This window comes from Kineococcus sp. AC630 (assembly GCF_979255925.1).
The window spans coordinates 121520-134755 of record NZ_CEEDMJ010000013.1; the positions used below are offsets into that span (position 1 = coordinate 121520).

12 protein-coding genes are annotated in these 13236 nt (G+C 73.0%); 7 read left to right on the forward strand and 5 right to left on the reverse strand.

Annotated features, from left to right (window positions below; translation table 11 throughout):
• Window positions 1-8: 8 nt before the first annotated feature.
• Window positions 9-719, forward strand: coding sequence for a GntR family transcriptional regulator (locus tag AC0I8G_RS15195; RefSeq protein WP_471730656.1), 711 nt, complete (start codon window positions 9-11; stop codon window positions 717-719).
• Between the two features lie 14 nt (window positions 720-733).
• On the forward strand, window positions 734-2059 hold the full coding sequence (gene allB, locus AC0I8G_RS15200) for an allantoinase AllB (protein WP_471730698.1): 1326 nt from the start codon (window positions 734-736) through the stop codon (window positions 2057-2059).
• On the opposite strand, the gene AC0I8G_RS15205 is transcribed toward allB, so the two are convergent.
• A complete protein-coding gene (locus AC0I8G_RS15205) occupies window positions 2046-3572 on the reverse strand; it encodes a PucR family transcriptional regulator (RefSeq protein WP_471730657.1) in 1527 nt (508 codons plus the stop codon). The two genes, allB and AC0I8G_RS15205, sit on opposite strands and share 14 nt — an antisense overlap.
• A gap of 151 nt (window positions 3573-3723) precedes the next feature.
• Here AC0I8G_RS15205 and AC0I8G_RS15210 point away from each other — a divergent pair, with 151 nt between their 5' ends.
• Window positions 3724-5124, forward strand: coding sequence for an aspartate aminotransferase family protein (locus AC0I8G_RS15210; RefSeq protein WP_471730658.1), 1401 nt, complete (start codon window positions 3724-3726; stop codon window positions 5122-5124).
• Window positions 5125-5303: 179 nt separating this feature from the next.
• On the opposite strand, the gene AC0I8G_RS15215 is transcribed toward AC0I8G_RS15210, so the two are convergent.
• Together AC0I8G_RS15215 and AC0I8G_RS15220 are read right to left on the reverse strand one after the other, a co-directional pair.
• Window positions 5304-6134: a PhzF family phenazine biosynthesis protein gene (locus AC0I8G_RS15215; RefSeq protein ID WP_471730659.1), complete on the reverse strand. Its 831-nt coding sequence runs from the start codon at window positions 6132-6134 to the stop codon at window positions 5304-5306.
• Window positions 6135-6143: 9 nt separating this feature from the next.
• Window positions 6144-6983, reverse strand: a complete 840-nt coding sequence (locus AC0I8G_RS15220) for a LysR family transcriptional regulator (protein ID WP_471730660.1) — start codon at window positions 6981-6983, stop codon at window positions 6144-6146.
• A gap of 94 nt (window positions 6984-7077) precedes the next feature.
• On the opposite strand from AC0I8G_RS15220, the gene AC0I8G_RS15225 reads away from it, so the two are divergent.
• Window positions 7078-7809, forward strand: coding sequence for an SDR family oxidoreductase (locus AC0I8G_RS15225; protein WP_471730661.1), 732 nt, complete (start codon window positions 7078-7080; stop codon window positions 7807-7809).
• Between the two features lie 6 nt (window positions 7810-7815).
• Here the strand turns inward: AC0I8G_RS15225 and AC0I8G_RS15230 are convergent, their stop codons facing one another.
• Window positions 7816-8868: an acetamidase/formamidase family protein gene (locus AC0I8G_RS15230; protein ID WP_471730662.1), complete on the reverse strand. Its 1053-nt coding sequence runs from the start codon at window positions 8866-8868 to the stop codon at window positions 7816-7818.
• 138 nt (window positions 8869-9006) lie between these two features.
• Between AC0I8G_RS15230 and AC0I8G_RS15235 the strand changes: the two genes are divergently transcribed.
• The 3 genes from AC0I8G_RS15235 to AC0I8G_RS15245 are packed head-to-tail and all read left to right on the forward strand — an operon-like array spanning window position 9007 to window position 12274.
• A complete protein-coding gene (locus tag AC0I8G_RS15235; protein ID WP_471730699.1) occupies window positions 9007-10200 on the forward strand; it encodes a pyridoxal-phosphate-dependent aminotransferase family protein in 1194 nt (397 codons plus the stop codon).
• Between the two features lie 17 nt (window positions 10201-10217).
• On the forward strand, window positions 10218-11426 hold the full coding sequence (locus AC0I8G_RS15240; protein WP_471730700.1) for an allantoate amidohydrolase: 1209 nt from the start codon (window positions 10218-10220) through the stop codon (window positions 11424-11426).
• Window positions 11427-11452: 26 nt separating this feature from the next.
• A complete protein-coding gene (locus AC0I8G_RS15245) occupies window positions 11453-12274 on the forward strand; it encodes a MurR/RpiR family transcriptional regulator (protein WP_471730663.1) in 822 nt (273 codons plus the stop codon).
• Between the two features lie 134 nt (window positions 12275-12408).
• Here AC0I8G_RS15245 and AC0I8G_RS15250 read toward each other — a convergent pair whose 3' ends face one another.
• Entirely contained in the window at window positions 12409-13182 is a 774-nt protein-coding gene (locus AC0I8G_RS15250; protein ID WP_471730664.1) for an SDR family oxidoreductase, read from the reverse strand.
• Window positions 13183-13236: the final 54 nt, after the last annotated feature.

A 13236-nucleotide genomic window follows, 5' to 3' on the forward strand; every position in this document is an offset into this window, starting at 1 on the left:
CGCGTCCGGTGCTGGACGCCATCCGCAACGACATCGTCGAGGGGGTCGTCCCACCCGGTTCGGCCCTGGAGGTCGACGTCCTCGCCGCCACCCACGACGTCAGTCGCATCCCGGTGCGCGAGGCGCTCATGACGCTCGTCGGGGAAGGGCTCGTCGAGCACCAGCCCCGCCGCGGGTACACCGTGACCCTGCTCGCCGAGGGGGAGCTCGCCGAACTCTTCGACGTCCGCGGCACCCTGGAACTCGCAGCGCTCGCCGTCGCCGTCCGGCTCGTGCGTCCGGACGACGTCGAGGCCGCCCGGGAGGCCCACGAGAAGCTGTGGCAGGCCGTCGTCGACGGGGACGAACGCGGCTACCACCACCAGAGCCGCGCGTTCCACGTCGCGGTGACCCGGCCGTCCGCGATGCCGCGACTGCTGGCCGTCTTCGACCGCATCTGGGACCTCACCGAGCCGTACCGGCCGATGGAGGACCTCGCCCCCGCGGAGGCCGCGCACCTGCACGCCGAGCACGCCGCCATGCTCGCGGCCTTCGCCGCGGGGGACGCGGAGGCGTTGCTGGCGACCGCCTCCGCGCACCAGGAGAACCTGACCGCGCGGGTCCGGTCCCGCCGGTCGTCCTCACCGCCGGCGGTGGCTCCGGTGCGCCGGACGCGCTACCGCACACTGGGCGGACGAGAAACCGGCGGAACAGGTTCGAAGGCGGAGGACGAACGGTGAGCGAGGACGTGCGGGTGGATCTGGTGCTGCGGGCGGCACGAGCTGTCGTGGACGGTGCGCAGCGACCGGTCTCGGTCGGGGTGCGGAGCGGTCTGGTCGTCGGCGTCGAGGCGTTCGACCACGTCTGGGACGCGGCCCGCGAGGTGGTCCTCGCCGACGACGAGGTGCTGCTGCCGGGGCTCGTCGACACCCACGTCCACGTCAACGAACCCGGGCGCACCGAGTGGGAGGGTTTCGCCTCGGCGACCCGCGCCGCGGCGGCCGGGGGGATCACGACGATCCTCGACATGCCGCTGAACAGCACCCCGGCGACCCTGGACCCCGAGGCGCTGGAGCTGAAGCGGGCGGCTGCGCAGGGGAAGTGCGTCATCGACGTGGGTTTCTGGGGCGGTGCCGTGCCGGGCAACGCCGACCAGCTCGAACCGCTGCACGAGGCCGGGGTGTTCGGGGTGAAGTGCTTCCTGCTCGATTCCGGGATCGAGGAGTTCCAGCCCCTGGACGCCGAAGGTCTGCAGGAGGCGCTGACCGAACTCGCCCGCTTCGACGGCCTGCTGCTGGCCCACGCCGAGGACGCCGGGGAGATCGGCGCGCACGCCCACCCGGGTGGTCGCCGCTTCGCGGACTTCGTCGGGTCGCGTCCGCCGGCCGCGGAGGCGCTCGCCGTGCGCTCCGTCGCCGAGGCGGCCGCCCGCGCCGGGGCCCGCGCGCACGTCGTGCACCTGTCCTCGGCGGCCGGCCTCGCCGAGATCCGGGCGGCGAAGGCGACCGGCACCCGCATCTCCGTCGAGACGTGCCCGCACTACCTGACCCTCGACGCCGCCGACGTCCCCGACGGCGACACGTCGTTCAAGTGCTGCCCCCCGATCCGCGACCGCGCCGAGCAGGACGCGTTGTGGCGGGGGCTGCTGGACGGGACGATCGACTGCGTCGTCTCCGACCACTCCCCGTGCACCGCGGAGCTGAAGCGCCTGGAGGAGGGGGACTTCGGGACCGCCTGGGGCGGCATCGCCTCCGTGCAGCTCGGTCTGCCCGCCGTGTGGACGGCCGCCCGCGGCCGCGGGGTCGCGCTCGAGACCGTCGTCGGCTGGATGTCCTCGGCCACCGCCGACCTCGCCGGGTTCACCGACCGCGGCCGGATCGCCGCCGGGAACGTCGCCGACTTCGCCGTCTTCGCCCCCGAGGAGGAGTGGACGGTGGACGCGGAGACGTTGCAGCACAAGAACAAGGTCACGCCCTACCAGGGGCGCACCTTCACCGGCGCGGTGCGCTCGACCTGGCGTCGAGGTGAACTCCTCGACCTCGGGGCGCAACCCCGCGGGGAACTCCTCACCCGTCCCTGAGCAGTCCCTGCTGGGCCCGGGTGAGCAGCGCGAGGTGCAGCGCCACCCGGGTCTCGGGGTCGTCGAGATCACGGCCGAGGCGCTGGGTGAGCCGTTCCACCCGACCGTAGGTCGCCGGCCGGGACAGGTGCAGCCGCGCCGCGAGCGGGGTCATCGAACCGCCGACCTCCAGGTGGGCGGTGAGCAGGGCGAGGTCGGCGTCGCCACCGTCGACGGCGTCCAGCAAGGGGGACAGCTGCGCCTCCGCGAACTGCGCGACCCGGTGGTCGCCGCGCAGGTGCCACAACAACCCCCGCACGCCGAGGTCGGCGGTGCGGTGGACCGCACCCGGGACCCGCCGCGGCGCGGCGGCCGCGACCTGGGCGACGTGACGGGCTTCGGCGAAACCCTCCGCCGTGGCGCTGAGCTCACCGACCACCCCGGTGGCGCCGAGGGTGGCCGCGGCGGGGAGGGCCTGCGCGAGCCGGGGCAGCAGCGTCGCCGTCGCGTCCTCCCGCCCCACCAGCAGCACACCGACGACGTCCTGGGCGAGGACGCCGGTGATGCCGACCCCGCCCACGTGGGCGAGCGTCTGCGCCACCGTGGCCCGGTCCGCGCCGCCGGGAGTGTGCACGGCCGCGGCGGCGAAACCCCCGCGGGTCGGCAACCCGAGAGCGCGGACCCGTTGGCGCAGTGCGGCTTCGTCCACGGGACGGGCCCGCAACAGGTCCTGCACGAGGTCCGCGTGGGCGCGGTCGGCGAGGTCGCGGTCCCCCTCGGGGGACAGCAGCCGCAGCACCGTCAGGACCTCCGCGGCGCGTTCCAGGACGAGCACCGCGTCGCGGCCCCCGCTCGGGCCCGGGGCGACGAGTCGGCCCCAGCGGTTGCCCGGTGCGCCCACCGGCGCCGTCGACCACCCCTCGTGGCCGCCTCCGCGCCGCGAGCGCCGCGACCAGTCGAAGAGCACCTGCGACGTCCCCGCCGGCCCGGCGACGTGGGCGACCGCGCGGTGGGCCACGTCCTCGAGCACCACGGGCCCGTCGAGGAGTTCCGCCGCCCGGTCCAGGACCTCCGCCGTCGTGGCCCCCGTCGTGCTCAGCCCCGCGAAGGAGGCGTGGACGCGTTCGGCGAAGCGCAGGCGCTCGTGCTGGTCCACCAGCAACCGGGCGTGCACCTGCTCGGTCACCTCGACGAAGCGGACCACCCGGTGCAGCTCGACCAGCGGGAACCGGGCGGCCCGGGCGGCGCGGACCAGCGCCGGCGGCAGGGCGTCGAGGTGGTCGCCGAGTTCGACGACCAGTCCGGCGGCGCCGGCGTCGACGAGGGAGGCGACGTAGGCGGCGAGGTCCACGTCGCGCAGACCCATGCCGGTGGAGAGCAGCAGTTCGCCGCCGCCCAGGAGCCCGGCGACCTCCGTCTGCTCGCTGACGTGCACCCACCGCACGCGCACCCCGAGGCGGTCCTCACCGGCGCGCACCTGCGGGCCGCCCGCGGCCAGGACGGGCAGCGCCAGGACGTCCGCGACGGTGAGCACGGGGGCAGGCTAGCGCCGACGGTTCGTCGGTGGTCCTCGCGCAGCGCCGACGAAGCGTCGCTGGTGCCCCTGTCGTCCGCGGCGGGAGGGTGGGAGGATCGGCGGGCAACTCCCGGCGGACGTCGTCGTTGGAACGCGAGGAGGGTTCGGCATGACCGTGACCGAGCAGGTCGTCCAGGGTGCGGGGTCCTCCGACCTCACCACCGCCGCACGCGACCACCTGTGGATGCACTTCGCGCGCATGGGTGCCTACCAGGACAGGCCGGCTCCCGTCATCGTCAAGGGCGAGGGCGCCTACGTCTGGGACGACAAGGGCCACAAGGTCCTCGACGGCCTCTCCGGCCTGTTCGTCGTCCAGGCCGGGCACGGCCGCGCGGAACTCGCCGAGGTCATGGCCAAGCAGGCCGAGACCCTCGCGTTCTTCCCCGTCTGGGGCTACGCCACCGAACCCGCGATCCAGCTCGCGGAACGCGTCGCGTCCTACGCCCCGGGTGACCTCAACCGCGTGTTCTTCACCACCGGGGGTGGCGAGGCCGTCGAGAGCGCCTGGAAGGTCGCCAAGCAGTACTTCAAGCTCACCGGGAAACCGCTGAAGCACAAGGTCATCTCGCGGGCGACCGCCTACCACGGGACCCCGCAGGGGGCGCTGGCGATCACCGGCCTGCCGGCGATGAAGCAGGCCTTCGAACCGCTGACCCCGGGCGGTTTCCGGGTGCCGAACACGAACATCTACCGCGCCGAGCGGATGGGCGCCCCGACCGACCCGGTCGAGTTCGGCCGGTGGTCCGCGGCCCGCATCGAGGAGGCGATCCTCTTCGAGGGCCCCGACACGGTCGCGGCCGTCGTCCTCGAACCCGTGCAGAACTCCGGCGGGTGCCTCACCCCACCGCCCGGCTACTTCCAGCTGGTGCGGGAGATCTGCGACAGGTACGACGTGCTGCTCGTCTCGGACGAGGTCATCTGCGGTTTCGGCCGCCACGGCACGATGTTCGCCTGCGAGAAGTTCGGCTACCAGCCCGACATCATCACCTGCGCCAAGGGCATGAGTTCCGGCTACGGCCCGATCGGCGCGATGATCGCCTCGGACCGCATCATGGCGCCCTTCCTCGAGGGCAAGAACTTCTTCCCCCACGGGTACACCTTCGGCGGGCACCCGGTGTCGGCGGCGGTGTCGTTGGCGAACCTCGACATCTTCGAGCGCGAGGGGTTGAACCAGAACGTCCTCGACCACGAGCAGGCCCTCGGCGACACCCTGAAGAAGCTGCTGGACCTGGACATCGTGGGCGACGTCCGGGGCGACGGGTACTTCTGGGCCGTCGAACTCGTCAAGGACAAGACGACGAAGGAGACGTTCGACCTCAGCGAGCGCGAGACGCTCATCAAGCAGTTCCTGCCGTCGGCGCTGTTCCGGAACGGTCTCTACGCCCGTCCCGACGACCGCGGGGAACCGGTCATCCAGGTGGCGCCCGCGCTGACCACCGGTCAGGCGGAGTTCGACGAGATGGAGCAGATCCTGCGGACGACCCTGATCGAGGCGATGAAGCTGGTCTGACCTCGACGTGGGACGCGGCCACCCCGGCGGTGGCCGCGTCCGCTCAGCTGAGCCTCGCGTCGAGGTCGGGTTCCGGCGACAGCTGGATCAGGTAGCGGTCGCCGAGTTCCCGCAGCCGCAACGTGGTCTCGAAGTCGACCTTCGTGCACCTCGGAGCGTTGTCGGCGTGGCGCGCCCGGTCAGAGGTGGACGACCCCGGTCACCACGACGGTGGTGGCCCCACCGACCCACACCCGGGAACCGTCCCGTTCGACGTGCACCCGTCCGCTCCGACCCAGCGCCGTTCCCTGGGCCGCGACGTAACGGGGCGGGAGGTCGGTGAGCCACTGCCCGATCCCCGCGTTCAGGCTGCCCGTGACGGGGTCCTCCACGACGGCCCGGCCGTCGCTGAGGAACGCCCGGACCTCGACCTGCGCCTCGTGCCCGGCGGGGTGTCGGCCCACCACGCCCACGTCGAGGCCGGCCAGCGGACCCGGAACCGGCACCACACCCAGAACCGTTGCGGCGTCGGTCACCTGCAGCACGACCCAGCGGGGTCCGTTGTGCAGGTGCGAACCCGAGACGACGTCCGCGGGGGAGATCCCGAGGCCCGCCGCGAGCCGCCGCAGGAGTTCCGCCTCGAGCAGGCCCTCCCGGACCAGCGGCGGTGCGGCGAAGGCCAGAGTGGTCCCGTCGAGGCGCACGTCCACGAGACCCGCCCCGCACTCCTGCACGACGACACCTCGTCGCCGGGCAACACCGCCCGCGGTCAGCCACGCCCGTGCCGAGCCGAGGGTCGGGTGCCCGGCGAACGGCAGTTCCTCCTCCGTCGTGAAGATGCGCACCCGGTAGTCGGCGGCGGAGGAACCGGGACGCAACAGGAACGTCGTCTCGGACAGGTTCGTCCAGTTCGCGAACCGCTGCATCTGCTCGCTCGTCAGGTCGTCGGCGTCGTGGACGACCGCGACCGGGTTCCCGCCGAGGGGCTCGGCGGAGAAGACGTCGACCTGGGTGAACGGCAGCGCGGGCACCGCTCGACCCTAGAGGCGGGTCGCGGTGCGGACGAGGTGGGCCACGGCGCGGGACCGGCTGGTCGGCGGCCACGCGATGACCGTGGTGACCTCCTCCGCGTCGACGACCGGGACGGCGACGACGTCGTCGCGCAACTGCGAGCGGGCCGATTCCGGGACGACGGTGAGGGTGCGACCGAGGGCGACGAGTTGCAGCAGTTGCGCGTGGTCGCGGACCTCGGGACCGGGGCCGTCGGGGTAGCTCCCGTCGGGCCGGGGCCAGCGGGGCATCGGCAGCCCCGCCTGCCCGTCGAGTTCCGCGAGCCGGACGGTGCGGCGGGTGGTGAGCGGGTGGCCCGCGGGGAGGATCGCGACCTGGCCCTCGGTCAGCAGTTCCTCGGTGTCGAAAACCCGGGTGTCGTCGAACGGGCGGTGCAGGATCGCGACGTCGGCGCGGCCGGTGCGCAGCAGCCGCCCCTGCTCGGCGGGACCGCAGAGCAGGACCTCGACGTGCACGGCCCCGGGTTCGGCGGCGTAGGCGTGCAGGAGTTTCGCGAGGAGTTCGCTCGAGGCCGCGGCCTTGGTCGCGAGGACGACGGAGGGTTCGGCCGTCGCCGCGCGGCGGGTACGCACCTCCGCCGCTTCGACGGCGTCGAGCGCGGCCCGTCCCTCGTGCAGCAGGACGTCACCCGCCTCGGTCAGCGTCACCGAGCGACTGGTCCGCAGGAGGAGGGGGGTCCCCAACCGACGTTCCAGCCGGCTGATGGCCCGGGAGAGGGGTGGTTGCGCGATGCCGAGCCGCTCCGCCGCGCGACCGAAGTGCAGCTCCTCGGCGACGGCGACGAAGTAGCGCAGCTCCCGGGTCTCCATCCGGGAAGGCTACCCCCATCGATACTCCACGGGTATCGGTCATGACCGGGACGGTGTTGGACCCGGGAACCGTTGCGCCCGCACGATCGTCGGCATGAGTGAGCAGAAGGTCGCCCTGGTCACCGGGGCCAACAAGGGCATCGGGTTCGAGATCGCCGCCGGGTTGGGGGCGTCGGGTTTCAGTGTCGGGGTCGGCGCCCGCAACAGCCTCCGACGGGAGGAGGCGGTGTCGAGGTTGCGGGAGCGAGGGGTCGACGCGTTCGGCGTCGCGCTGGACGTCACCGACGACAGCAGCGTCGCGGCCGCGGCCGCAGCGGTCGAGGAACGCTGGGGTCGACTGGACTCGCTGGTCAACAACGCCGGCATCACCGGTGGGATGCCGCAGAACCCGACCGGGGTGGACCTGGACATCGTCCGTGCGGTCGTCGAGACCAACGTCCTGGGGGTCATCCGGGTCACCAACGCGATGCTGCCGTTGTTGCTCCGGTCCGCGTCCCCGCGCATCGTGAACCTCTCCAGCAGCGTCGGTTCGCTGACCCGCCAGGCCGGTGCGGGGAGCGCGACGACCACCGGCCCCGTCGCGGTGGCCTACGCGCCGTCGAAGACGTTCCTCAACGCCGTGATGCTGCAGTACGTCCAGGAACTCGCCGGGACGAACGTCCTCGTCAACGCGGCGTGCCCGGGTTTCGTCGCCACCGACCTCAACGGTCACCGCGGGACCCGCACCCCGGAGCAGGGGGCGGCGACGGCGATCCGGTTGGCGACCCTGCCCGACGGCGGACCGACGGGTGGGTTCTTCGAGGACGACGGTGTCATCCCCTGGTGAACGACGTCAGTCGCGGAGCCGGCTGAGTTCCACCAGGTCGGCCTTGCGGATCGTCCCGTGCACGCCGCTCACCCGGTCCACGACCTGGGACACCGCGAAGTCGCCGGCGGCGGAGAGGTAGGCCAGCGCGTGGGCGGGATCCATCCCGAGGTCGACCAGCAGGGCGATCGCGGTGCGGACCGACTTCCGCATGGCCTCGCCGAGGTCCAGGTCGATGCCGATGGGTACCAGGAGTTCCGGGGTCTCCCCCCACAGCGCGTCGCGGACCCGGACGGCGTCCGCGGGGACGAGGTCGAGGCGGAGGGTGGCGCGCAGCGGTGCCTCGAAGGCGGTCAGCGCGACCTCCCCGTCGCCCTGGGAGTAGTGCGGGTCGCCGGTGTAGAACAACGCGCCGTCGACCTGGACGGGCAGGTGCAGCGTGGATCCGACCCCGAGCGCCGAGACGTCGACGTTCCCGCCGTGCATCCCCGGCGGCACCGAGTGCAGGTGGTCCGGGCCGGGAGTCGCGACGCCCACGAGACCGAGGAAGGGTCTCAGCGGGAACCGCACCCGGACATCGGTGTCCGGGCCGGCGGGGAGGCTGCCGCGGCGCAGACCGGTGCCGGGATCGGTCTCGACCCGGGCCAGCACGGAGACGACGTCGACACCACCGACGGGGAACTCCCCGGGCAGGGCGCCTCGGCCGTGCCGGTTGCTGACCACGCCGTAGTCCGCGCGCAGTTCCAGGGCCTCGACGGTCACCGACAGCACGTCGCCGGGTCGCGCGCCCCGGACGCGGACGGGGCCGGTGACGACGTGCGGGCCCTGGACGAGCGGGTCGTGCGCGACGGAACGGGCGACCTCGACGGCGTCGGCCAGGACGGCCGCCGCGTCGATCCCGCGGGCGGTGAAGAAGGTGAGCGGGTCGCGGCCCTGGTCCTCGAGGATCCCCTCGTGGCTCACGGTGTCCACGACGACGACGTCGCCGGGGTCGACCTCGAGCACGGGGCGGTCCCCGGCGCAGGGCAGGTCGCCCCACCGGACGGTGCTGGGCGTGGAGGAAAGCAGGTGGACCGTCACGGGAGGCCTCCTCAGGGCTGGTCTCTGGAACGATCGTTGCATATGATCGGCGTCGTGGAACAGTCGATCCCGCTCCTGAACCCTGGTCTGCTCCGCTCCTCGGTCGGGGCGCCCGTCGCGCCGCCGCCGCGACTGCTCATGGGCCCGGGGCCGATCACCGTGGACCCGCGCATCCTGAGCGCCATGTCCGCCCAGCTCGTCGGGCAGTACGACCCGGCCATGACGGCGTACATGAACGAGACGCAGGCCCTCTACCGCGAGGTGTTCCGCACCACCAACGAGGCGACCGTCCTCGTCGACGGCACCTCGCGCGCCGGCATCGAGGCGGCGCTGGTGTCCCTCCTCTCGCCCGGCGACGTGGTCCTCGTGCCCGTCTTCGGTCGCTTCGGCCACCTCCTGCGCGAGGTCGCCGAACGCTGCGGCGCGGAGGTCCACACCATCGAGGTCCCCTGGGGTGAGGTGTTCACCCTCGAGGCCCTCGAGGCCGCCGTCCGCGAGGTGCGGCCGAAGCTCGTCGCGATGGTCCAGGGCGACACCTCGACCACCATGAACCAGCCCCTCGAAGGGGTCGGCGCGATGTGCCACCGCTACGACGCCCTGCTCTACGTCGACTGCACGGCCTCGATCGCCGGGAACCCCTTCGAGATGGACGCGTGGGAGGTCGACGCCGCCACCGCCGGTCTGCAGAAGTGCCTCGGTGGTCCCTCGGGCAGTTCCCCGGTCTCGCTGTCCCCGCGCGCCGTCGAGGTGATCCGGGCCCGGCACAGCGTGGAGGCCGGGCTGCGCGCCGACCCGGAGTCCGACGAGGACACCCTGCCGAGCCCGGCCCGCATCCGCTCGAACTACTTCGACCTCGGGATGATCCTCGACTACTGGAGCGAGAAGCGGCTGAACCACCACACCGAGGCCACGACGATGCTCTACGGCGCCCGGGAGTGCGCCCGTTTGGTGCTCGAGGAGGGGCTCGGGAACGGGATCGCCCGGCACCGGCTGCACGGCGACGCCATGCTCGCCGGCGTCCGCGGCCTCGGGCTGGAGGTCTACGGCGACGTCGAGCACAAGATGCACAACGTCGTGGCCGTCCTGATCCCCTTCGGGGTCGACGGCGACGCCGTCCGCGCGGAGATGCTGAACGACTACGGCATCGAGATCGGCACGAGCTTCGGGCCGCTCGCCGGCAAGGTCTGGCGCATCGGGACGATGGGTTACAACGCCCGCAAGGACACCGTCCTCGTGACGCTCGCGTCCCTGGAACAGGTGCTCCGTGCCCACGGTGCGGACGTGGCGCCCGGCGGCGGAACCGTGGCGGCGCAGCAGGTCTACGCCCGGTGAGCGCGGCACAGCGCGCGATGGACCGCTGCGACGAACTCGCCGCCGTCTCCGCGATCGGGCACGGGATCGAACGCGTCCACCTCTCGCCCGAGCACGCCCGGGTCAACGAGATGGCCGCCGGGTGGATGGCCGGGCTCGGGATGCGCACCTGGCGCGACCAGGCGGGCAACCAGTGGGGTCGCCTGGAGGGCCGCGAACCCGGGCTGCCCGCGCTCGTGCTCGGTTCCCACCTGGACACCGTGACCGACGCGGGACGCTACGACGGGATGCTCGGCGTCGTGAGTGCGATCGAGGTCGCCGCCCGACTCGTCCCGCGCGCCGCGGAACTGCCGTTCGCGCTCGAGGTCGTCGCGTTCTCCGACGAGGAGGGCACCCGGTTCTCCACTGCGCTCACGGGCAGCTTCGCGGTCGCCGGGAACTGGCACGAGGACTGGTGGGAGCGGACCGACCGCGACGGCGTCAGCGTCCGGTCGGCGGCGGAAGAGTTCGGCCTCGACCCCGCCCGGATCGGCGAGGCGGCCCGGGCACCGGAGGAACTCGTCGGGTACCTGGAACTGCACATCGAGCAGGGTCCGCACCTCGAGGCCGCCGGGCGCCCCCTGGGGGTCGTCTCCTCGATCGCGGGAGCCCGGCGCTTCACCGGCCGCGTCGTCGGTGAGGCCCGCCACGCCGGGGGAACCCCGTACGGCAAGCGGAAGGACGCCCTCGTCGGTGCGTCCCAGGTGGTGCTCGCCGTCGAACGCCTCGCCGTGGAACTCGGCGGCATCGCCACCGTCGGTCGGCTGCAGGCCTTCCCCGGTGGCGTGAACGTCGTTCCCGGCCTGGTCGAGTTCTCCCTCGACGTGCGGGCCGAGCACGACGAGCAGCGCGACGTCCTGGTCGACGCCATCACCGCCCACGCGCAGGAGTTCTGCGGCCTGCGCGGTCTGGGTTTCGAACTCACCGAGGTCCACGCCGCGGCGGGGGTGTACTGCGACGCCGACCTCGTGGAGTCCGTCACCGCCGGCATCGCCGCGACCGGTGACCCCGAACCCCTGACGATCTGGAGCCGGGCCGGGCACGACGCCATGGCCGTCGCCGCCGTCACCCCCGTCGCCATGATCTTCGTGCGCTGCGAGGAGGGCATCAGCCACGCCCCGGGGGAGAAGGTGACCCTCGAGGACGTGGCGATCGGGATCGACGCGTTCGAGGCCACCGTGCTCGACGTGGCCCGCCGACGAGCATGAGCGAACCGGGCGTGAACGAGCCGGGTGTGAGGGGCCGCATCGAGGCGGTGTGGTCCGAACTCACCCCCTCCGAACGTCAGGTCGCCGAGGTGGTCCTGGAACGGGCCGACGACCTGGCCGGGTTCAGCGGCGCGGAACTGGCGGAACTCTCCGGTGCCTCGAAGGCGACGGTCAGCCGGTTCTTCCGGCGGCTCGGTTTCACCTCCTACGCCGAGGCCAGGGTGGACGCGCGGTCGTTGCGGGCCCGGGGGGTGCCGACGGGCGGTCTCCCCGACGGCAGCCCAGGGCCGGTCGCGGCGCACGTCGCGCACGACGTCAAGAACCTCACCCGGACCGCGGAGAACCTCTCTGCCACCGATCTGGACGGCGTCGTCACGACGTTGGCGGCGGCCCGGCGGGTTCTCGTCCTCGGCTGGCGCAACAGCTACCCGGTCGCGTTGCACCTCCGTGAACAACTCCTCCAGGCCCGGCCTGACGTCTCCGTCGCACCGTTGCCGGGACAGACCGTTGCCGAGGAGGTCGCGGGACTCGACGCGCGGGACCTCCTGGTCGTCGTGGGTTTCCGGCGTCGGACACCGGCGGTCCCGGCGGTGCTGGAACTGGCCGCGGAGCTCGGGGTCCCGTGCGTCCTGCTCACCGATCCCGCCGCCGGGCCGCCCGCGGCCCCCGTCGCGCACCGGCTCGTGGTCCCGGTCGACGGTCCGGGAGCCTTCGACAGCTACGCCGCGGTCATGACGACGGTCGCCGTGCTGGCCGAAGGTGTCCTCGCCCGACGTGGCAGTGCAGGTCGGCACCGCGTCGGTGAGGTCGCGCAGGCCCACGACGCGCTGGCCGAGCTCGAGAGCTGACCCCGCGCCTCACCCTCGCCGGACCGACTGGAGCGGAAGTCGGCTCGATCTGCTCTGCGAGACGCTCTTCGCTCCACTCCAGCGCGACGGAACCTGAGCGACGAGGACTGTGCTCGATCGCGACGGAGCGGGGGCTAGAGGACCGCGAGCATCCCGCCGTCGACGTGCATCGTCTGCCCGTTGACGAAACCCGAGGCGTCGGAGCACAGGAACAGCAGCGGGCCCACCAGCTCCGCGACGTCACCCCAGCGGCCGGCGGGGGTCCGCCCGGAGACCCAGGCGGTGAACTCCTCGTCGGCCACCAGGGCCGCGGTGAGTTCGGTCGCGAAGTACCCGGGACCCAGGCCGTTCACCTGGATCCCGTACCCGCCGAGGTCGGCGCACATGCCCTTGGTCAGCATCTTCAGCCCGCCCTTGGTGGCGGCGTAGGGCGCGATCCCCGGGCGGACGACCTCGCTCTGCACGGACAGGACGTTGACGACCTTCCCCCGCCCGCGCGGGACCATCCGCCGGGCCACGGCGCGGGCCACGGTGAACGCGCTGGTGAGGTTCACGTCGAGCATCCGCTGCCACTCGTCGTCGGTGAACTCGGTGAAGGGCTTCCGCTGCTGCATCCCGGTGTTGTTCACCAGCACGTCGATCGGCGCGACCCCCTCCTCCAGCGCGGCGACCGCGGCGTCCACCGCGGCGGAGTCGGTGACGTCGAACGCGCAGGCGTGGGCGGTGCCCGGACCGAGCGCGCTGAGTTCGGCGGCGACCCGTTCCGCGGCCTCCGCGCTCCGTCCGTTGACGGCGACGTCGCACCCGGCCCGGACCAGACCTCCGGCCAGGGCGCGCCCGATGCCGCGGGTGGAACCGGTCACCAGGGCGAGGCGGCCGGAGACGTCGAAGAGGGGGCTGGCGGTCACGGGGTTCCTCGCAGGTCGGACGGTCCGGGGAGTGGATCGTCTCAGATCCCTCGA